17 protein-coding genes are annotated in these 20,938 nt (G+C 72.1%); 3 read left to right on the top strand and 14 right to left on the bottom strand.

The genetic code is table 11. The features are described from left to right. Positions 1–50 precede the first annotated feature (50 nt). From ACFWYM_RS10825 to ACFWYM_RS10785, 9 genes are all read right to left on the bottom strand, one after another. Positions 51–995, bottom strand: coding sequence for a sirohydrochlorin chelatase (locus ACFWYM_RS10825; RefSeq protein ID WP_384833341.1), 945 nt, complete (start codon positions 993–995; stop codon positions 51–53). 106 nt (positions 996–1,101) lie between these two features. Further along, entirely contained in the window at positions 1,102–2,124 is a 1,023-nt protein-coding gene (locus ACFWYM_RS10820) for an N-acetylglucosamine kinase (RefSeq protein ID WP_384833338.1), read from the bottom strand. 14 nt (positions 2,125–2,138) lie between these two features. Further along, on the bottom strand, positions 2,139–2,816 hold the full coding sequence (locus ACFWYM_RS10815) for a uracil-DNA glycosylase (protein WP_384833335.1): 678 nt from the start codon (positions 2,814–2,816) through the stop codon (positions 2,139–2,141). Between the two features lie 80 nt (positions 2,817–2,896). Continuing rightward, entirely contained in the window at positions 2,897–3,982 is a 1,086-nt protein-coding gene (locus ACFWYM_RS10810) for a WD40/YVTN/BNR-like repeat-containing protein (protein ID WP_384833332.1), read from the bottom strand. A gap of 189 nt (positions 3,983–4,171) precedes the next feature. Next, positions 4,172–5,146, bottom strand: coding sequence for a homocysteine S-methyltransferase (mmuM, locus tag ACFWYM_RS10805; RefSeq protein WP_384833361.1), 975 nt, complete (start codon positions 5,144–5,146; stop codon positions 4,172–4,174). 73 nt (positions 5,147–5,219) lie between these two features. Further along, entirely contained in the window at positions 5,220–7,304 is a 2,085-nt protein-coding gene (locus ACFWYM_RS10800) for a dipeptide ABC transporter ATP-binding protein (RefSeq protein ID WP_384833330.1), read from the bottom strand. 16 nt (positions 7,305–7,320) lie between these two features. Further along, positions 7,321–8,226 carry an ABC transporter permease gene (locus ACFWYM_RS10795; RefSeq protein ID WP_384833327.1) on the bottom strand — a complete coding sequence of 302 codons (906 nt, stop codon included), beginning with the start codon at positions 8,224–8,226 and terminating at the stop codon, positions 7,321–7,323. Continuing rightward, positions 8,223–9,182 carry an ABC transporter permease gene (locus ACFWYM_RS10790; RefSeq protein WP_384833324.1) on the bottom strand — a complete coding sequence of 320 codons (960 nt, stop codon included), beginning with the start codon at positions 9,180–9,182 and terminating at the stop codon, positions 8,223–8,225. Before ACFWYM_RS10790 ends, ACFWYM_RS10795 begins: the two co-directional genes overlap by 4 nt. Continuing rightward, a complete protein-coding gene (locus ACFWYM_RS10785; RefSeq protein ID WP_384833321.1) occupies positions 9,179–11,029 on the bottom strand; it encodes a peptide ABC transporter substrate-binding protein in 1,851 nt (616 codons plus the stop codon). Before ACFWYM_RS10785 ends, ACFWYM_RS10790 begins: the two co-directional genes overlap by 4 nt. 199 nt (positions 11,030–11,228) lie before the next feature. Between ACFWYM_RS10785 and ACFWYM_RS10780 the strand changes: the two genes are divergently transcribed. The 3 genes from ACFWYM_RS10780 to ACFWYM_RS10770 are packed head-to-tail and all read left to right on the top strand — an operon-like array spanning position 11,229 to position 14,838. After that, positions 11,229–12,425 carry an ROK family protein gene (locus tag ACFWYM_RS10780; protein WP_384833318.1) on the top strand — a complete coding sequence of 399 codons (1,197 nt, stop codon included), beginning with the start codon at positions 11,229–11,231 and terminating at the stop codon, positions 12,423–12,425. Then, on the top strand, positions 12,422–14,011 hold the full coding sequence (locus ACFWYM_RS10775) for a M81 family metallopeptidase (RefSeq protein ID WP_384833315.1): 1,590 nt from the start codon (positions 12,422–12,424) through the stop codon (positions 14,009–14,011). Before ACFWYM_RS10780 ends, ACFWYM_RS10775 begins: the two co-directional genes overlap by 4 nt. Before the next feature lie 11 nt (positions 14,012–14,022). Next, positions 14,023–14,838 carry a transporter substrate-binding domain-containing protein gene (locus ACFWYM_RS10770; RefSeq protein ID WP_384833312.1) on the top strand — a complete coding sequence of 272 codons (816 nt, stop codon included), beginning with the start codon at positions 14,023–14,025 and terminating at the stop codon, positions 14,836–14,838. A gap of 18 nt (positions 14,839–14,856) precedes the next feature. Here the strand turns inward: ACFWYM_RS10770 and ACFWYM_RS10765 are convergent, their stop codons facing one another. The 5 genes from ACFWYM_RS10765 to ACFWYM_RS10745 all read right to left on the bottom strand — a co-directional run bounded on the left by ACFWYM_RS10765 (position 14,857) and on the right by ACFWYM_RS10745 (position 20,911). Next, a complete protein-coding gene (locus ACFWYM_RS10765) occupies positions 14,857–16,458 on the bottom strand; it encodes a glycoside hydrolase family 13 protein (protein ID WP_384833309.1) in 1,602 nt (533 codons plus the stop codon). Positions 16,459–16,520: 62 nt separating this feature from the next. Continuing rightward, the gene (locus ACFWYM_RS10760) at positions 16,521–17,402 is read right to left on the bottom strand and encodes a carbohydrate ABC transporter permease (RefSeq protein WP_384833306.1); all 882 of its coding nucleotides are present in this window, start codon (positions 17,400–17,402) and stop codon (positions 16,521–16,523) included. A gap of 13 nt (positions 17,403–17,415) precedes the next feature. Beyond that, the gene (locus ACFWYM_RS10755) at positions 17,416–18,366 is read right to left on the bottom strand and encodes a carbohydrate ABC transporter permease (RefSeq protein WP_384833303.1); all 951 of its coding nucleotides are present in this window, start codon (positions 18,364–18,366) and stop codon (positions 17,416–17,418) included. A gap of 7 nt (positions 18,367–18,373) precedes the next feature. Continuing rightward, positions 18,374–19,750, bottom strand: coding sequence for an ABC transporter substrate-binding protein (locus ACFWYM_RS10750; protein WP_384833300.1), 1,377 nt, complete (start codon positions 19,748–19,750; stop codon positions 18,374–18,376). Positions 19,751–19,885: 135 nt separating this feature from the next. Beyond that, the gene (locus ACFWYM_RS10745) at positions 19,886–20,911 is read right to left on the bottom strand and encodes a LacI family DNA-binding transcriptional regulator (RefSeq protein ID WP_384833296.1); all 1,026 of its coding nucleotides are present in this window, start codon (positions 20,909–20,911) and stop codon (positions 19,886–19,888) included. Positions 20,912–20,938 lie beyond the last annotated feature (27 nt).

The raw sequence follows: 20,938 nt of genomic DNA, 5'->3' as shown, positions 1-20,938 counted from the left end.
CCCCCCGAAGCAGGGGGCGGGCCCATCGCCGTATGTATGCCTGGAGCGCCTCAGCGCACCGGCGTGCCCGAGGGCTGCTGCGGTGTGATGCCGAGGGCCGTCGTGTACTTCGACAGGGCCAGCTTGCCGATCGCCGGGTAGGCGCCCAGCGACTCGGCCACGGAGCAGCCCGCCTCCTTCGCGGCCGCGTCGAGCAGACCCGCGTCGACCTCCGGGCCGATCAGATACGGGGCGAGCGCCAGCTGGCCGGAGCCGGAGCCGCGCAGCTGCTCGGCGGTGGCCGCGATCGCGCCCTCCTGGTCCAGGGCCGCCGCCATCACGGGCACCGCGAGGCGCGCCGCGAGCAGCATGCCGGTGATCCCGGCCGCCTGCACGGCCTCCTCGCCGCCGACCGTGGCCAGGACGATGCCGTCCGCCGCGGTCGCCACGGTGAACAGGCGGGCGCGGTCGGCGCGGGCCAGACCGGCCTCGGAGAGGCGCACATGCAGGGCCTCCGCGAGCAGCGGGTGCGGGCCGAGCACATCGGTCAGCTCGGCGGCGGTGCGGCTCTCCATGACGGACTGGCGGACGCGGCGCATCAGCGCGTTGTCGGGGCCCGCGAGCAGCGGCACCACGACGGCGACGGGCCCTTCCGGCTCCGCCACCTCGGCGCCCGCGGCACGGGCCTGCTCGATGCGGGCGGTGCGCTGGGCGGCGGCGTGCGCGAGCACGGAGTGCAGCGAGGGGAACTCGGGGAACGAGGTGGTGGTGGCGTCCTCCTCCCCGTCCAGGTAACCGATGCGGGCGTCGAGGCCGGGCAGCTCGGAGCGGGCGATGCTCACGACTTCCTCGGCGATGGAACGGGTCGTGCTGCTGGGGGCACCCGGCACGGCGAGGACGAGCGCGGGTGCTCCCTCAGGAGCCGCCACGGGCTCCGGGCGGCGGTGCCGACCGGGCTGGCGGGGTCGCGGCATTCGTACGGGCAGGCCGGAAGCGGGCCCAGTGGGGGAGCTCATGGCGCCGCATGCTACTGGCTTGTCGGGTCCTCCCGTTTAGGGAGGGTGCAGGTGGGCGGTATACGTCCGGTTTTGTCGGTTCAGGTGCAAAGCATTGCGTAGTTGGTCAACTGCCGCTTTCCGTGCGGGCGTCACCGGCGCCTGCCGCATGGACCGTCAGCAGCCGGGCGTCCCGGGGGAGCGCCAGGCGGCCCCCGGCGAGGTCCGTGGCGATGCGCACCGCCCCGTCCAGCGGGTCGCCCGCGGCCGGGACCCGCCGTGCGTGCGGAAGGCGCCGCGCCAACTCCTCCGTCAGCGGCCCGAGGAGCGGTTCGCCCAGCCTGAACAGGCCGCCGGTGAGGGCAATTTCACACGGAGGAGTGCCTGGGTCCGTCGCCGGGCAGGCGGCGGCAGCGGACTCCGCGATGTGCCGGGCCGCGGTGCGCAGGATCCCGGCCGCGACCGGGTCGTCCGCCGCGCACGCGCCCACCTCGGGCGCGAAGGAGGCGAGGAACGCCGGGCGGTCGGTGCGCGGGTAGAGCTGCCCGGGCAGGTCCGACAGCGGCCCGAAGCGTTTCTCGGCGCTGGTGCGCAGCATCGCCGAACCGCCGTCCCTGCCGTCGTGCGCGCGCATCGCCGCCTCGAGGCCCGCCCTCCCGATCCACGCCCCGCCGCCGCAGTCGCCCAGCAGATGGCCCCAGCCGTCGGTGCGGCGCCACCCGGCGAGGTCGGTGCCGAGAGCGATCAGGCCGGTGCCCGCCGCGACCAGCGCGCCCGGCCGGGTGCCGAGCGCGCCCGCGTACGCGGTGACGGCGTCCGCGGCGAGGACGAGACGGCGCACACCGAGCTCCCGCGCCAGGGCGGCGGGCAGTTCGGCGCGCAGGTCGTCGCCGAGCGTCGCCATCCCGGCGGCGCCGATCGCCACGGCGGCCAGCTGTCCCGCACCGGACCGCTGCAGCAACTCCCGCGCCATGGGCAGGAGTTGCGATAGGAGGTGCTCCGCGTCGATGCCGCGTGCCCCGGTCCGCACCGGCTCCGCCGAGGTCAACGGCGCGACGGGGGCCGCCCCTTCGGGCAGCCCCAGGCCGACCCGCAGCCCCGAGCCGCCGGAGTCGACGCCCAAGACGGTCACGGAGGCGTCGGAGGTCACGGACGTTACGGACGTCACGGAAGGCGCCAGTCGACCGGCTGCGCCCCCTGGCGTTCGAGGAGTTCATTGGCGCGGCTGAACGGGCGCGACCCGAAGAAGCCGCGGTCCGCCGACATCGGGGAGGGGTGCGAGGACTCCACCGACGGCAACTGGCCGAGGAGCGGCCGCAGATTGCGCGCGTCCCGTCCCCACAGGATCGACACCATCGGCCGGCCGCGCCCGGCGAGCGCCCGGATCGCCTGCTCGGTCACTTCCTCCCAGCCCTTGCCCCGGTGCGCGGCAGGCTTGCGCGGGGCCGTGGTGAGCGCCCTGTTGAGCAGCAGGACGCCCTGGCGGGTCCATGGCGTGAGGTCGCCGTTGGCGGGCTGGGGCAGGCCGAGATCGGTGTTCAGCTCGCGGAAGATGTTGATGAGGCTGCCCGGCAGCGGCCGCACCTCGGGCGCGACCGAGAACGAGAGGCCCACCGCGTGCCCCGGTGTCGGGTAGGGGTCCTGGCCGACGATCAGGACGCGGACGTCGTCGAAGGGCTGTTGGAAGGCGCGCAGAACGTTCGCCCCCGCCGGGAGGTAGGTGCGTCCCGCGGCGATCTCCGATCGCAGGAAGTCGCCCATGGAAGCGATCTGTTGGGCGACCGGCTCCAGGGCCTTCGCCCAGCCCGGTTCGACGATTTCATGCAAGGGTCGTGGTGCCACGGGGCGTCACTCTACTGCCGTAACGGGGGGCGCCATCAACCGACGGCCGCGCCCCCCGTCCACGCGGCACCTCGCCCGCGTCACCCGATGGCCGCCGCCCGTACGCACAGCACGTCCGGCAGGTGCGCGGCGAGCTGCTGCCAGCTGTCGCCGTCGTCCGCCGAGGCGTACACCTCCCCGTTCCGATTGCCGAAGTAGACGCCTGCCGGGTCCGTGCCGTCCGTGCACATGGCGTCGCGCAGCACCGTGCCGTAGTGGTCCTCCTCGGGGAGGCCGGCGGAGAGCGGCTGCCAGCTCTTGCCCGCGTCCGGAGTGCGGTAGACGCGGCAGCGGTGGTCGGCCGGGACCCGGTCCGCGTCCGCGGTGATCGGGAACACGTACGCCGTCTCGGCGCGGTGCGGGTGGGCTACCGCGGCGAAGCCGAAGTCCGAGGGGAGGCCCTCGCCGATGTCGGTCCAGTGGGCGCCCGCGTCGTCGCTCCGGTACACCCCCCAGTGGTTCTGCAGATACAGCCGGTCCGGGTCGGCGGCGTCCCGGGCGACCTTGTGGACGCACTGCCCGAACTCCGGGTTCGGGTCGGGCAGGAACACCGCCGCGACACCCGAGTTGGACGGCGCCCAGCTCGCCCCGCCGTCCGTCGTGCGGAACACCCCGGCCGTGGACACCGCGACGGTCACGGCGCGCGGGTCCCGCTCGTCCGTGAGGATCGTGTGCAGCCCCTCGCCGCCGCCCCCGGGCACCCACTTCGAGCGCGTCGGGTGCTCCCAGAGCGGGCGCACCAGGTCGAAGGTCTCGCCGCGGTCCTCGGAGCGGTAGAGCGCGGCCGGCTCCGTGCCCGCGTACACCACGTCCGGCTCGGCGGCGGCCGGGTGCAGCTGCCACACCCGCTCCAGGGACGCCTCCGTGTCCTTGGGGAACTTCACGGCGGGTTTGGCGGGCTCCGTCCACGTCCGGCCCAGGTCGTCGGAGTGGAAGACGGACGGGCCCCAGTGCGCGCTGTCGCCGCCGACGAGGAGGCGGGGCGCGGAGGTGCGGGTGTCGATCGCGACCGAGTACACGGCCTGGGCGTTGAAGTACGGGCTGTCGTCGAAGGTCCAGGTGCCGCCGGTGCGGCGGCCGATGAACAGGCCCTTGCGGGTTCCCACGGTGAGAAGTACGTCGGCCATCGCCGACCACCTCCAGGACGTCGTTGTCTGAGGTTCAGAGGTACTGCCGCCAGTCTGGACCCGACCACTGACAATCTCCCCCGGACCCGCTCCTTTCGCAGGCCAGAGCCTTGTTCGAGGAATCAGCCCGGCGGCTCCACCGTGCTCACGTGCCTCGCCCGCAGCGCTCACGCACCTCGCCCACCGTGCTCACGCACCCCGCCCGCCCGGTCCCACTGATCCGTCCGGTCCGTCCGGTCCGTCCGGCGCAGGCCCCGCAAGGCTCCCCGCCACCCCGGCGATCGCCTCCGGCCCCACCCGGCAGCAGCCACCGACGAGCCGCGCGCCCGCCGCCACCCACCCCTCGACCTGCCCGGCCGTGAAGCGGGAAGGGCCGCGCCAGGCCCGGGCGGCGGCGTCCCAGGTCTCCCCGCTGTTGGGGTAGACCACCACCGGCTTGCCCGTGATGCGCGCGGCGAGAGCCGCCGCGGCCGCCGCGTCGCGCGGATCGCAGCAGTTCACGCCCACCGCCCGCACCTCGTCGGCGTCCGCCGCCAGCGCGAACGCCTCGGTCAGCGGCTGCCCGGCCCGCGTCCGGTCCCCGGCGACGCTGTACGACAGCCACGCCGGGACCCCGAGGCCGCGCACCGCACGCAGCAGCGCCCGCGCCTCGTCGGTGTCGGGCACGGTCTCCAGGGCCAGCGCGTCGGGGCCCGCGTCCGCGAGGACCTCCAGGCGCGGCCGGTGGAAGCGCTCCAGCTCGGCGACGCTCAGCCCGTACCGGCCCCGGTACTCGGACCCGTCAGCCAGCATTGCCCCGTACGGGCCCGCCGACGCGGCCACCCACACGGTGCGTCCGCCCGCCGCGTCCGCCGCCTCCCGCGCCAACTCCACGCTGCGGCGCAGGAGTTGCCCGGTGCGGGCGGCGTCGATGCCGTGCCGGGCGAAGCCCTCGCACGTCGCCTGGTAGCTGGCCGTGATGGCGACCTCGGCGCCCGCCGCGTAGTACGCGCGGTGGGCCGCCGTGATCGCCTCGGGCTCGTCGGCGAGCAGCCGCGCCGACCACAGGGCGTCGGACAGGTCGTGCCCGGCGGCCTCCAGCTGGTTGGAGAGGCCGCCGTCCAGGACGACGGGCCGCCGCGTCAGGGTGTCCCAGAGAGAGCTGCCGGTCGCGTGCGAGCTGATGGCGGGCGAGCCGGTCACGTGAGAGTCGTTCACGGCGTCGACGCTAGCTCCTCAGCCCTTCCCGGCGGGGACCTCACCCGGTGGCCGCCCCCACCCGCTCCGTCAGCGGGAAGTGGCACGCCACCCGGTGCCCCGCCCCGTCCGGCGTGCTCACCGGTGGCTCCGTGGTCGCACAGACCTCCTGGGCGACGGGGCAGCGGGTGCGGAAGCGGCAGCCCGTGGGCGGTGCGGCCGCCGACGGGGCCTCCCCGCGCAGCGGCGCCCGGTCCGCCGCATGCGCGAGAGCCGCCTGTGGGTCCGGCACATTGACCGTGTCGAGCAGCCCCCGCGTGTACGGGTGCAGCGGGCGCGCGTACACCCGCTCCGCGGGCCCCGTCTCGACGAGCTTGCCCAGGTACATCACGCCGACCGTGTCCGCGAGGTGCCGCACCACGGCCAGGTCGTGCGAGATGAACAGGTAGGTCAGACCGCGCTCGCGCTGCAGCTCCCGCATCAGGTTGAGGATCTGTGCCTGCACGGAGACGTCGAGCGCCGAGACCGGTTCGTCGGCGACCACCAGGTCGGGGGAGAGCGTCAACGCGCGGGCCAGGCCGAGGCGTTGGCGCTGGCCGCCGGAGAACTCGTGCGGATAGCGCTGCACGGCGCCGCGCGGCAGCCCCACCGCGTCGAGCAGCTCGCCGACGAGCCGGTCCTGTTCGCCGCGGGAGCCGACGCCCTGGATGACGAGGGGTTCGCGGAGGATCTCGCCGACCCGCATCCGGGGGTCCATCGCGGCGGACGAGTCCTGGAACATCAGCTGCACCCGGCGCCGGTGCGCCCGCCGCTCGGTGCGCGAGAGCTCCGCCGGGTCCCGGCCCTCGAAGCGGACGGCGCCCCCGGTCGGCCGCTCCAAACCCGCGACGATCCGCCCCAGTGTCGTCTTGCCGCAGCCCGACTCGCCGACCATCCCGAACGTCTCGCCCCTGCGGATCTCCAGGGACACCCCGCCGACCGCGCTGACCGTGCCCCGGCCGCGCGAGAAGGGGCCGCCCTTGAGGGGGAACTCCTTGACCAGGGCGTCGAGTTCGAGGAGCACGTCGCGGGCGCCGGATGCGTCGCCCGCGGGGACCGCCTCCGGCAGCACGACCTCGGCCTCCGAAGCGGGCTCGACCGGCACCGGGTGGAAGCACGCGAACGCATGTCCCTCGTCGCCCTCGTCGCTCCCGTCGCTCCCGTCGTCCCCGTCACCCACGCCCAGCGCAGGCTCCGCCGTCCGGCACTCCTGCGTCGCGAACCCGCAGCGCGGCGCGAACCGGCAGCCCGTGGGCCGCACCGTGAGCGCGGGCGGCAGGCCCGGGATGGTGTGCAGTGCGGTGCCGCGCTCGGCGGCCCGCTCCGGCAGCGCCGCGAACAGGGCCTCCGTATAGCGGTGGCGCGGGCGCGCGAACAGGCCGTGCACGCCCGCCTGTTCGGCGATCCGGCCCGCGTACATCACGGCGACGCGGTCGACGCGGTGCGCGATGACGCCGAGGTCGTGCGTGACGAGGATCAGCGCCATGCCGAGGCGGTCGCGCAGCTCGTCGACGAGTTCCAGGATCTGGTGCTGCGTCGTCACGTCGAGGGCGGTCGTCGGCTCGTCCGCGATCAGCAGCTTCGGCTCGCAGACCAGCGCCATGGCGATCGCCACGCGCTGGCGCATGCCGCCGGACAGCTGGTGCGGATATGCCTTCATGCGCTCGGCGGGCCGGGGCATCCCGACGAGGCCCAGCATCTCCTCGGCGCGCGCCCACGCGGCCCGGCGGCCGATGCCGGGGCGGTGCAGGAGCAGCGGCTCGGCGACCTGCGCCCCGATCGTCATGGTCGGGTTGAGGGAGGTCAGCGGGTCCTGGAAGACCATGCCGACGGTGTTGCCGCGGACGTCCTGGAGGACGGGCGCGGGCGCGGCCGCCAGGTCCGTGCCGTCGAAGAGGACCCGGCCGCCGGTGACCCTGCCGCCGGGCGGCAGCAGGCCGAGGACGCCGAGCGCGGTCATCGTCTTGCCGGAGCCGGATTCGCCGACGATGCCGAGGGCCTCGCCGGGCGCGAGGGACAGGGAAACGCTGTCGAGGGCGTGCACGGTGCGGTCGCGGGCGACGATGTCGACGCTCAACTCGTCGATGGTGAGCAGGGGTTCGGTCATGTCGTGGCGCTCCCTCTTACTTCCGCAGCCGTACGTCGAAGGCGTCCCGCAGCCCGTCGCCGATGAAGTTGAACGCGGCGACGACCAGCACGATCGCGATGCCCGGCGGGAAGATCAGCCACCAGTAGCCGTTCTGCGTGTAGGTGATCCCGGCCGACAGCATGGAGCCCCAGTCCGCGGCGGGCGGCGGGATGCTGAGCCCCAGGAAGGCGAGGTAGCTGACGTACAGGATGGCGTCGGCTATCTGGAACGTGCAGTTGACGATGACCGTGCCGATCGCGTTCGGCACGATGTGCTTGGCGACGGCCCGCGCCCCGCCGCCGCCCATCATCCGCATGGCCTGCACATACTCGCGGTCGCGCAGCGACAGGGCCTCGCCGCGCACCAGGCGCGCCGGGGAGAGCCAGGCCACGGCGGCGATGATGAGGACGAGGACGCCCTTGCTCGGGGTGATGATCGCGGCGACGACCACCAGCAGGAACATCGCCGGGATGGCGAGCGCCGCGTCCGTGACGCGCATCATCACGGCGTCCAGCCAGCCGCCGAAGTACCCCGATATCGCGCCGTACACGGTGCCGAAGAGCGTCGCCAACAGCCCTGCCGCCAGGCCGATCTCGAGCGAGGTCTGCCCGGCCACCATGAGCCGCCCCACCATGTCGTAGCCGAGGTCGGTGGTGCCGAGGAGGTGCCCGGAGCTGCCCGGGGACAGGTTGGCCTGCGCCAGGTCGGTGTGGACCTGCTCGGTGTCGTACACCAGCGGCCCGAGGTAGCTGAAGGCGAGCAGCAGCACCAGGACGACCACGCCCGTCAGGGCCAGCTTGTTGCCGGTGAAGACGCGCAGGGTGCGGCGGGCCAGCGAGGGCGTGGCGAGGGCGGCCTCCTCGTGGCCCGGTGCGGTGCGGGGGACAGCGGGGGACGTCATGCCACGCTCCGGATGCGGGGGTCGAGGACGGCGTAGAGGATGTCGGTGAGCAGCGAGCCGAGGACGGTGGCGACGCCGACGACGAGGGTCACGCCGAGCAGCACCGGGAAGTCGGAGCCCTGCGCGGCGTTCCAGAACAGCAGCCCCATGCCCGGGTAGTTGAACATCGACTCGACGACGAGGGCGCCGCTGAAGAGGGTCGGGAGGTAGAGGCCGAGCAGCGTCGCGAGGGGGATCAGGGCGTTGCGCAGGACGTGCCTGACCATGATGCGGCGGCTCGACTGGCCCTTGGCCATCGCCGTGCGGACGTACTCCTCGGAGAGGTTGTCGAGCACCGCCGAGCGCATGTAGCGGCTGAACATCGCGATGATGCCGAACGCCATGGTGACGACGGGCAGCACCAACCCCGTGAGGTCACCCAGGAGTTCACCGACCGTCTCGCCCTGCGGCGCCTCCGCCGGGAAGACCGGCAGCACCTGCGCGAACAGGATGATCATGATGAGGCCGAGGAAGAAGACCGGCGTCGCGTACATCAGGAAGGCGAGCCCCGTCAGCGCGTAGTCCGCGAGCCGGCCGCGCCGCACCGCCTGGAGCAGGCCGAGCGGCACGGCGATCACGACGGCGAGGGCCGTGGACAGGACCGTCAGGAGCAGCGTCTTGGGCAGCCGCTGCTTCAGCAGGTCGAAGACGGGCGAGTTGAGCTTGAAGGACTCGCCGAGGTCGCCGGTGACCAGGCGCTTGAGGTACAGCACGTACTGCTCGGGCAGCGAACGGTCGAAGCCCTGCTGGTGGTTGAAGTGCTCGATCTGCTGCGGGGTGCCCTTGGGGCCGAGGATCGCGCGGGCCGGTCCGCCGGGCAGCAGGTGCAGCAGCACGAAGACGATGACCGAGACGAGGAAGAGCACCACGAGGGCCTGGAGCAGGCGTTTGATCAGAAAGCCGGTGAAGCCGGTCACTTCGCGGCTCCCTTCTTCTTGACGTAGTACCAGTGCTGCGGGGCGAACGTGACGGTCGGGTTCTGCTCGATGCCGCGCAGGTCGTTGCGGATCACGGAGACCTGGTACGCGGGGTTGGGCATCCACATCACCGGCAGCTGCTCGGAGAGGTAGGAGCCGTAGGCGTGCACGGCCTTCATGTCGGGGGAGTACTGCACGGCCCGGATGATCCGGTCGGCCTTCTTGTCGCTGTAGTTGCCGAAGTTGGCCGAGGCGCCGGTGGAGAAGAGCTGCTCGCCGCTGGGGTTGAGCGGGTAGTACCAGCTGCCGGCCGTCCCGAAGAACGACATGTCCCAGTCGCAGCCCGGGTCCTTCGCCTTGCACGGAACGGAGTTGCCGAGCACCGAGTTGAGCGGCTGCTGCCGCACGGTCAGGTCGATCCCGGCCTTGGACAGCGACGACTTCAGCTCCTGCATCGTGTTCGTCGTCTCCGTCGAGCCGGACTGCGACAGGAGGGTCAGCTCCAGCGGGTCGCCGCGGCCGATGCCCTTGCCGCACTGGTCGGCGCCGGTCCCCGGACGCATGCACCGCGCCGTGCCGTCGACCGTCTTCCAGCCGTGCGCGGACAGCAGCTCCTTCGCCGTGCGCACGGAGAAGGGATACGGGTTGTGCTCCATGTCCTTCGACAGGTACTGGCTCTTCGGTGTGACCGGCACCGGGCCGAGCGTCGGGGTGGCGCTGCCCTGCCAGATCACGTCGCTCATCGCCTTCTGGTCGACGAGGTGCTGCATGGCCCGGCGGATGTAGAGCTGGGACATCATCGGCCCGGCGTGGGTGGAGTTGAAGTTGTAGACGATGTAGGTGACCGCCCAGCCCTCCCACGGGTCGACGCGGTACCCCTTGTCCTCGAACTTCTCCTTCTGCGCCATCACCGAGGGCGGGATGTAGCCGTAGTCGACGCCTCCCGAACGCAGCACGTTGTACTCGGAGTCGGCGGTCGTGAAGGGCTTGAAGACCACCTTGTCCAGGCGCGGCCGCTCGGACTTCGGGCCGGTGAACTTCTCGTTCGGGACGATGGTGACCTGGCCGCTGTCGCGCCATCCGGCCAGCTTCCAGGGGCCGTTGACCGTCTTCCACAGCGGGTCGGAGGCGTAGGAGCCGAGGCGCTTGGCGTGCTGGGTGAGCCGCGCGAACACCGCCTTCGCGCCCGTCGGGGTGCGGTCCCAGTCGCCCAGTGTGCCGCCGTCGGTCTTCGCGTCCCAGGCGTGCTGGGGCAGCGCCCGCATCAGCGTGAGCTGGTTGGCGCTGAACCAGTCCGGGTTGTACGCGCGGCTCAGATGCAGCCGCACGGTGTGGTCGTCGACGGTCTCGAAGCGCTTGACGTTGTCGGGCATCGTGCCGACCGAATAGTTGCCCCAGTCCGCCTTGTTCGCCTTGAGCAGGTTGAACCAGAACTCCAGGTCACGGGCGGTCACCGGCGTCCCGTCCGACCACTGCACGCCCTTGCGCAGCGGCACGGTCACGGTCTTGTTGCCGTCCGAGTACCGGGGCTTCAGGCCCAGGGTGCTCGGCCCGTGCGTCGTCAACTCGCCCTTCGCCCGGTCCTGCACGGCGTCGTACACCGGCAGGAACAGCAGCGTCTGGATGCCGTAGTTGTACGAGGCGCCATAGCCCGGCGGGCCGATCGGGAAGATCCAGTTGGGGCTCGCGGCCGGGGGCAGCGCCATCGTCGCGGTGCCGCCGCGCACCGGGGTGCCGCCGGTGGGCCCCATGTCGATGCGGCCGCCCTCGCGGGTGCACCCCGTGAGAGCGAGGATCGCGAGGGCGATCGCCGTGGCGGCTGCTGTTCTGAGGGAGCGCAGGGTCAAGGGGTCTCCCTGGGTTCGTCGGAGGGGCGCCCGAACGCTAGGACGAGGGAGAAAAGCAAGTCAATAGCTTCGTTCGAGTTCGATGGCACCTCTGGTCAACTTCGTTCGTCTCGACCTAGTGTTGGCGTCGGTGTCGAAACAAGCACGGAAAGCGCACGGACCAAGTGCGGATCGCAGTACGGCAATTGGGGGCGGCGGCGTGGCCGGAACGACAGTCGGCGAACAAGGATCGGCGCAAGGGCTGGCGCAGCACATCCTGCATCTGGTCTCCTCGGGCGCCGCGTCCTCCAGGACCGAGCTCGTACGGGAGCTGGGGCTCGCCCCGTCGACGGTGTCGGCGCGCGTCCAGGAGCTCGTCGCGGCCGGGCTGCTCACCGAGTCCGGTGAGGGCGCTTCACGCGGGGGCCGCAGACCACGCCTGCTGCGGGTCCGGGCGCAGGGCGGCGTCGCCCTCGCCGCCGACCTCGGCAGCCACCACGCCCGGCTCGGCGCCGTCGACGTCGGCGGCGGGGTCAGTGACGCCGTCGACCTGGCGCACGACATCACGGCGGGCCCCGAGTCCGCCGTCGACTGGCTCTGCGAGCGGGTCGCCGAACTCGCCGCCGCACAGCGGGAGTCCGGGCACACCGTGCGCGCCCTCGGCGTCGCCTTCCCCGGCCCCGTCCAGCCCGCCGAGGGCCGCGTCCTCAGCCCGTCGCGGATGCCCGGCTGGCACCGCTACCCGCTGCGCGACGTCCTCGCCGAGCGCCTCGGCATGCCCGTCACCGTCGCCAACGACGCCACGATGATGGCCGTCGGCGAGCACCGCGCGGCCCGCCCCGAGCTCGACCACCTCGTCGTGGTGAAGGCCGGGCGCGGCATCGGCAGCGGCGTCGTCGCGGCCGGCCGTCCGCACGACGGCGCGGCGGGCTGCGCGGGCGACATCAGCCATGTCCGGGTGGAGGCGGCGGGGGAGCGGCCGTGCAGCTGCGGCAACATCGGCTGCCTGGAGACCGTCGCCAGCGGCGCCGCCCTGATCCGCGAACTCGCCGTCCAGGGCGTCGTGGTGGCCGACACCAACGAGCTGCTGCGCCTGGTCGCGGACGGCGACCCGCAGGCCACCACCCTCGTCCGCGCCGCCGGACGCCACATCGGCACCGTCCTGTCCGTCGTCGTGAACTTCTTCAACCCGCAGGCCGTCGCGCTCGGCGGCGCCCTCGCGACCGCCGAGCCGCTCGTGGCCGCCGTCCGCGGGGTCCTCTACGAGCGCTGCCTGCCGCTCGCCACCGCCGACCTGGAGATCACCACCACGGTGACCGGCCGCGACGCGGGCCTGCTCGGCGCGGGGCTCACCGCCCTGCGCGAGAACCTTCCGACCACCGCCCCGTCCCCCCAGGAAGAGAGCGTCCACGCATGACCCGCACCACCCCCGCTCCCGCCGCCTCGGGCCGCCGCCTGCGGATCGGCATCGGCGGCATCGGCATCGAGTCGTCCACCTTCTGCCCGCACCGCTCCACCACGGACGACTTCCGCCGGACCCGCGGGCAGGACCTCCTCGACCGCTATACGTGGACCCGGGCGGACTCCGACCTCGCGGCCACCGTCGAGTGGGTGCCCCTGCTGCACGCGACGTCGCTGCCCGGCGGGCCCGTGGAAGCGGAGTCGTATCTGACGCTCAAGGACGAACTGGTCACCCGCATCCGGGAGTCCGGTCCGCTCGACGGCCTCGTCTACGACATCCACGGCGCCATGAGCGTCGTCGGCCTCACCGACGCCGAGGCCGACCTGACCGAGGCCGTGCGCGCCGCCCTCGACCACGTCGGCACCCCGGACGGCACCGGACGCCCCATGGTCTCCACCGCGATGGACCTGCACGGCAACGTCTCCCACCGCTTCGCCGCGCCCCTCGACCTCCTCACCGCCCACCGCCTCGCCCCGCACGAGGACGCCTGGGACACCCGCGAGCGTGCCGCCCGCAACCTGGTGCGCTGCCTCCTGGACGGCACCCGCCCGCACCGCGCCTGGGTCCAGGTGCCCGTCCTGCTCCCCGGCGAGAAGACCAGCACCCGACTGGAGCCCGCCACGTCCCTGTACGCCTCCCTCGCCGACATCGAGCAGCTGCCCGGCATCCTCGACGCCGCGCTGTGGGTCGGCTACGCCTGGGCGGACGAACCGCGCTGCCAGGCCGCGATCGTCGTCACCGGTCAGGACGGCGAACGCGCCGCCGCCGAGGCCGAGAAGCTCGCCCGCCGCTACTGGGACGCCCGCCGCGACTTCGTCTTCGTCGGGCCCACGGGCAGCGCGGAGGAGTGCATCGCCCAGGCCGTCGCCTCACCGAAGCGGCCCTTCCTCATCAGCGACTCGGGCGACAACCCGACCGCGGGCGGTGCCGGCGACCTCGCGTACATGCTGCGCAGGCTCCTCGCCCACGAGGCGATCCGCTCCGGGGACGTGACCGCCGTGCACCCGGGCATCACCGACCCGGCCGCCGTCGCCCACTGCTTCGCGGCGGGCGTGGGCGCCGAGGTCACCCTCTCCGTCGGCGGCAAGGTCGACACCGGCCACGGCGGGCCCTGCGAACTCACCGGCACGGTACGGGCGTTGCAGCGCGCCACCGACCAGAAGGACCGGGCCGAGGGCGGCGCCTACGACCGGGGCGTCGACATGGCAGCCGTCCAGGTGGGCGGACTGACCGTGATCCTGGTCGGGCGCCGCAAGCCCTTCCATACCCTCGCCGACTTCATGGGCCCGGCCGAGGGCGGCCTCGGCATCGACCCGCGCACCTACGACCTGGTCGTGGTCAAGATCGGGTACCTGGAGCCGGAGCTCCACGCCATGGCCGCCGACTGGCTGCTCGCCCTCACCCCCGGCGGCGTCGACCAGGACCTGGTGCGCCTCGGCCACCACCGCGTGGTGCGCCCCCTGTATCCCTTCGACGAAGACGCGTACGAGAATGCGGCGCCCGATCTGACCCCTGTCCAGCTTCCCCCGCTGACCCGTTGAGGAGCCCCCGCATGAAGCGCGCCGCCACCCTGTCCGCCCTGGTCTGCGTCCTCGCCGTCACGGCCGCAGCCCCCGCCGCACCCCAAGGCGGCGGACACCACCAACGGCCCGGCACGACCAGCCTGTTGGACTCGGTCCCCAAGAAGGGCGTCCTGCGCGTCTGCACGACCGGCGACTACGCCCCCTTCACCCGGCTCGACGCCGACGGCGGCCACAGCGGCATCGACATCAAGATGGCGGGCGACCTCGCCAAGAGCCTCGACGCGAAGCCGAAGTTCGTCGCCACCACGTGGGCGGACCTGGTGAACGACCTGAAGGCGGGGCGCTGCGACATCGCGATGGGCGGCGTCTCCATCACGCTGCCGCGCGCCCGCTCCGTGTACTTCAGCGAACCGACCCGCACCGACGGCAAGACGCCCATCGTGCGCTGCGCCGACAAGGAGAAGTACGGCGCCGGGGCGATCAAGGACATCGACAGGCCCGGCACCACCGTGATCGTCAACCCCGGCGGCACCAACGAGCAGTTCGCGCGCGAGCACATCAAGCAGGCCACCATCAAGGTCCACCCGGAGAACACCACGATCTTCCAGGAGATCATCGACAAGCGGGCCGACGTGATGATGACCGATGCCAGTGAGACCCGCTACCAGGCGAAGCTCCACCCGGAGCTGTGCTCGCTCCACCCCGACAAGCCGTTCACCTTCTCCGAGAAGGCGTACGCGCTGCCGCGGGGCGACGAGCCGTTCAAGGAGTACGTCGACCAGTTCGTGCACCTGGCCACGCACGACGGCACGTACAAGGCGTACGAGGCGGAGTGGATGAGCTGACCCCCTCCGCCGGCTCGCTCAGGCGCGCAGCCACGCCGCCGTGTCGCCGGGCAGCCGCCCCCGCTCGTCCAGCGGGCCGCTGGTGAGCAACACTGCGGTGTGGGGCGGGAGTTCGGCTGGTTTCCGGCCGACGTTGACCACGCAGAGCAGGCCGCCGTCCCGTACGAACGCGAGGACCTCCGGCGCGGTCTCCAGCCAGGCGAGGGGGCCGTCGCCGAACTCGGGCTCCGTGCGCCGCAGCCGGAGGGCCGCGCGGTAGAGGCCGAGCATCGAGTCCGGGTCGGCGGCCTGCCGGTCCACGGCGTACGAGGGCCAGTCGGCGGGCTGAGGCAGCCAGGGCTCCTCGTACGGCCAGGTGCCGAACCCGGCGTGCGGGGCGTCGGCCTCCCAGGGCAGCGGTACCCGGCAGCCGTCCCGGCCGGGATCCGTGCCGCCCGAGCGGAAGTGCATCGGGTCCTGGACCCGGCCCTCGGGGATCTCCGCCTCCGGAAGCCCCAGCTCCTCGCCCTGGTAGAGGTAGACGGACCCGGGCAGGGCGAGCGTGAGCAGGGCGGCGGCGCGGGCGCGCCGGGTGCCGAGGGCGAGGTCCGTCGGGGTGCCGTGGCGCTTGGTGGCGAAGGCGAAGCCGGTGTCGGCGCGGCCGTAGCGGGTCACCGTGCGCGTCACGTCGTGGTTGCACAGGACCCAGGTGGCGGGCGCTTGGACCGGGGCGTGGTGGGCGAGCGTCTCCTCGATGGAAGCGCGCAGCTCGGCCGGGTCCCAACGGCGGGCCAGGAAGTCGAAGTTGAAGGCGGTGTGCAGCTCGTCGGGGCGCAGATAGCGGGCGAAGCGCTCCGGCTCGGGCAGCCACAGCTCGCCGATCAGGACGCCCTCGTAGGCGTCGGCGACGGCCCGCCAGGACCGGTAGATGTCGTGCAGCTCGTTGCGGTCGATGTACGGGTTGGGGGCGCCGGAGCCCTCGTCGTGGTCGGGCAGGAGCGGGTCCTTGGCCAGCAGGGCCGCGGAGTCGACGCGCACCCCGGCGACGCCCCGGTCGAACCAGAAGCGCAGCACGGACTCGTGCTCGGCGCGCACCTCGGGATGGGCCCAGTTGAGGTCGGGCTGCTCGGGCGTGAAGAGGTGGAGGTACCAGTCGCCGTCGGGCAGGCGGGTCCAGGTGGAGCCGGCGAACTGGGAGGGCCAGTTGTTGGGCGGGAGTTCGCCGTGGGCACCGCGGCCCGGCCGGAAGTGGAAGCGCTCCCGCTCGGGGCTGCCGGGGCCCGCCGCGAGGGCCTCCTGGAACCAGCGGTGCTGGTCGGAGACGTGGTTGGGGACGATGTCGACGATGGTGCGCAGACCGAGTTCGCGCGCCTCGGAGATGAGCTTCTCGGCCTCCTCCACGGTGCCGAAGGCGGGGTCGATCGCGCGGTAGTCGGCCACGTCGTAGCCGCCGTCGACCAGCGGCGAGACGTACCAGGGCGTGAACCACAGGGCGTCGACGCCGAGTTCGGCGAGCTGGGGGAGGCGGGCGCGGACGCCCGCGAGGTCTCCGGTGCCGTCGCCGTCGCCGTCGGCGAAGCTGCGGACGTACACCTGGTAGATGACGGCGGAGCGCCACCAGGCAGGGGAGGGCTGTCCCACGGTGAGTGCCTTTCACGGGGGATGAGGAAGGTATGAGGGGTGCTGCGGCGGGGAGGGGGGCGTCAGCCCTTCGTGCTGCCCGCGCTGATCCCGGCGATGATGTGGCGCTGGAACACCAGGAACATCGCGACCATCGGGATGCTGGAGATCACCATCGCGGCGATCAGGACCGTCAGCGGGATGTTCTGCGAGAGCTGCACGAGCGCCACGCTGATGGGCTGCTTGCCGGTGTCGGAGAAGACCATCAGGGGCCAGAGGAAGTCCTGCCAGACGGCGACGAGCGCGAAGATCGAGACGACGCCGAGGACGGGGCGCGACAGGGGCAGCACGATGGAGACGAGGGTGCGGATGCGGCCTGCCCCGTCGATCTCGGCGGCCTCCAGGACGTCGCGCGGGATCTGGTCGAAGAACCGCTTGAGCAGATAGAGGTTGAAGGCGTTGGCGACGGCGGGCAGCCAGATCGCCAGCGGGTCGTTGAGCAGGTTGGTGTGCGTGAACGGCAGGTCGGCGACCGTGAGGTACTTCGGTACGACGAGGGCCTGCGCGGGCACCATCAGCGTCGCCAGGATGCCGCCGAGGATGATGTTGCCGAACGCGGGCCTCAGCTTGGACAGGGCGTACGCGGCGGCCGTGCAGAACACGATCTGCAGCAGCCAGGCCCCGGCCGCCTGCACCACCGTGTTCCACAGGTGCGTCGGCAGGTCCATCAGGTCCCAGGCGTCGGTGTAGCCGCTGGTGTGCCACTTCTCCGGGATGACGGTCGGCGGGGTGCGGGTCACCTCGTCCGGGGACTTCATGGCGCCCGTGACCATCCAGTACACGGGGAACAGGAAGGCGAGGGCGAAGAGCAGGACGACGCCGGTGAAGACGGTCCAGTAGAGGGCCTTGCCGCGCGGCCTGGACAGGGTGAGCGGCGAGACGAGGGTGCGCACGTTCGGTGCCATGGCGGGGCTCCTCTCAGTCGTCGGCGCGCGTCAGGCGCAGATAGAGCGCGGAGAAGGCGCTGAGGGCGATGAGCAGCAGCACGCTGAGCGCACAGGCGCCGCCGAAGTCGTTGTAGAGGAAGGCGTACTTGTAGATGAGGTAGAGGACGGTGACGGTCGAACTCTCCGGTCCGCCGCCGGTGATGACGAACGGCTCCGTGAACACCTGCATCGTCGCGATGATCTGAAGCAGCATCAGCATCAGGATGATGAAGCGGGTCTGCGGGATCGTGACGTGCCGGATCCGCTGCCACAGGTTCGCGCCGTCCAGCTCGGCCGCCTCGTACAGCTCTCCCGGGATCGACTGGAGCGCGGCCAGGTAGATCAGGACGGTGCCGCCCATGTTCGCCCAGGTCGCCACGATGACCAGGGAGAGGAGCGCGGTGTCCGAGCCGTTGGACCAGTTCGAGGTGGGCAGGTGCACGAAGCGCAGGACCTCGTTGGCGAGGCCCGCGCCGGGGTCGTAGAACCACTTCCACAGCAGGGCGCTGACCACCGGCGGGATCATCACCGGCAGATAGACGACAACCCTGAAGAAGGCTTTGGCGTGCCGGAGTTCATTGAGGACGAGCGCCATCAGGAAGGGCACCGCGAAGCCGATCGCGAGGGCGAGCAGCGTGAAGGTGAGTGTGTTGCGCCAGGCGGCGCCGAACTCGGGGTCCTCGAAGACCCGGGTGAAGTTCGCGGTGCCCACCCACTCCGGCTCCGCTCCCGGCGTGTACTTCTGGAAGGCGATCACGACGGAGCGGATCGCCGGGTACCAGGAGAACAGCGCGAAGCAGAGCAGGCCGCCGATCAGGAAGCCGTAGGCCCGGGCCTGGTCGGTGAGCCTGCGGCGCAGCGGGCTCGGGCGGCGCGGTGCGGGGCGGTGGCGCGCGGCCGGGAAGGCGCGCGCCGGGCGGTCCGGGGGTGCTGCTGTCTTCACCGCCGGCTCAGCCCCGCGCCAGGATGCCGTCGATCTTGCTCTGGGCGTCCTCCAGGAGCTGGTCGATGTCCGCGTCCTTCTTGGTGAGGACCGCCGAGACCGCGCCGTCGAGAACCGCGTAGATCTGCTGGCCCTTCGGCGGCTCCAGCTTCAGGTCGAGCTTGCGGTTGCCGTCGATGAACGACCGATAGTTCTCGACGGGGACGTTGGCGGACTTCTTCTTGAGCTCCTGGTCCTTGGCGTCGGTGGCGCCGGTGAACAGCCGGGGCTCGGGCAGGCCGACGGGCGAGCCGTCCTTGGCCAGGCGCTGGTAGTTGTTCTGGAAGCCGTTGCCGGGCGTGAGGAAGGTCCACTCCAGCCACTTGAGGCCCGCCTTGATCTGCGCGGGGCTCGCCTTCTTGTTGAACATGTAGCCGTCGCCGCCGATGAGCGTGCCCTTTCCGCCGGGCATCGGGGCGAACGCGAGGTCCTTGTAGTCGCCGCCCGCCTCCTTGACGATGCGCGGCACGTTGTCCGGGGCGGCCAGGTACATGCCGAGCTTGCCGCCGCCCATCATCTGGAGCGCGTCATTGATGATCAACAGCTGCTTGGAGCCCATGGAGTTGTCGGTCCAGCGCATGTCATGCAGGTTTTGCAGAACGGCGCGCCCCTCTGACGTATCGACGGTCGCCTTCTTGCCGTCCTCGCTCACGACGCTGCCGCCCTGTGAGTACAGCTCGGCGGTGAAGTGCCAGCCGCCCTGGTTCTGCGCGCTGTAGTCGGCGTAGCCCACGGTGCCGCCGCCGAGCCCGGCTATCCTCTTGGCGGCCGCACGGACCTCGGGCCAGGTGGCGGGCGGCTTGTCCGGGTCGAGCCCGGCCTTCTTGAACAGCTTCTTGCTGTAGAGCAGCCCCATCGAGTAGTTGGTGCGCGGCACCCCGTACACCTTGCCGTCCACGGTGTAGGCGTCGCGCAGCGGCTTCGAGATCGCCTGATAGCCCTTCAGATCCTTGACGTACTCGGTGATGTCGGCGGCCTGGTTGATGTTGACCACGTGCTGGGTGTCCGTGAAGTACGTGTAGAACACGTCCTCCATCTGCCCGCCCGCCAGCTTGGCGTCGAACGTCTTCGGGTCCTGGCAGGGGAAGGCGTCGTGGGCCTCGACGTCGATGCCGGGGTTGTTCTCCTCGAACGTCTTGAGGTCCTCGGCGAAGCGCTTGTGGTCGATCTTCGCGCTGGGCTGCGGCCAGCAGTTGACCGAGATGTGCGTCTTGCCGTCCGCGGAGTCACTCCCGCCGCCCCCGCAGGCGGTCAGCGGAGTGAGGACGAGTGCCGTGGTGAGGAAGGCGGTGCGGGTGCGGCGGAACCCGGTGGTGCGTGTGCGCTGGAACCCTGAACTGCTCATCAGCGAACCCCTCTTGGGCAGAAGCGTGGGAACGCCCACAGCGGCGCGCTGTGTGGCGGCCCACACTCAACCACCGCCCACAGCGGTTCGCAAGATGTCGCGCAGTTTTCGTAATTCCTTGACAGGTAGCGGCAGTTACGAGGCGGAGGAGGAGGAAGAGGGTGCCGGGCCCGTGGAGCCGCGCACCACCAGCTCGGGCTCGAAGAGCAGTTCCTCGGTCGGTGCGTTGCCGCCCTCGATCTGCGCGGCGAGCAGGTCGACCGCGGCCCGGCCCATGGACTCGATGGGCTGGCGCACCGTCGTCAGGGGCGGCTCGGTGCAGTTCATGAACGCCGAGTCGTCGTAGCCCACCACGGAGATGTCGCCCGGCACGCTCAGTCCGCGGCGGCGCGCGGCCCGCACGGCACCGAGTGCTATGGGGTCGCTCGCGCAGATGAACGCGGTCACGCCCTCGTCCATCAGGCGCGTGGCCGCCGCCTGCCCGCCCTCCAGGGAGAACATGGTGCGCGCCACCCGTCCGTCGGGCAGCTCGCCGCCGCCCGCCCGCGCGGCCGCCCGGGCCGCGGCCAGCTTGCGCTGCGAGGGCATGTGGTCGGGCGGGCCGAGCAGCAGCCCGATCCGCTCGTGGCCGAGCGAGCGCAGGTGGCGCCACCCCTGCTCCACCGCGACCGCGTCGTCGCAGGAGACCGCGGGGAAGCCCAGGTCCTCGACGGCCGCGTTGATGAGGACCACCGGAATCTTCCGGTCCGCGAGCAGGCGGTAGTGCTCGTGCGGGGCGTCCGCCTGCGCGAACAGGCCGCCCGCGAAGACGACCCCCGAGACCTGCTGCTGCAGCAGCAGCTCCACATAGTCGGCCTCCGAGACGCCGCCCTTGGTCTGGGTGCACAGCACGGGTGTCAGCCCCTGCCCGGCGAGGGCGCCCCCGATCACCTCGGCGAACGCGGGGAAGATCGGGTTCTGCAGCTCGGGCAGGACCAGGCCGACCAGGCGGGCCCGCTCGCCGCGCAGCTGTGTCGGCCGCTCGTATCCGAGCACGTCGAGCGCGCTGAGCACGGACTGCCGGGTCGCCTCCGAAACCCCCGGCTTGCCGTTGAGCACCCGGCTGACCGTGGCCTCGCTGACCCCGACCTTCTTGGCCACTTGAGCAAGTCGTCGCGTCATGAACGCAAGGCTAGCGCAAGCCTTGCA

Source organism: Streptomyces sp. NPDC059009, assembly GCF_042740175.1.
Classification (GTDB): Bacteria; Actinomycetota; Actinomycetes; order Streptomycetales; family Streptomycetaceae; genus Streptomyces.
The sequence above is the reverse complement of the archived record's forward strand: the minus strand, read 5'-3'. Positions and strand labels throughout refer to the sequence as shown.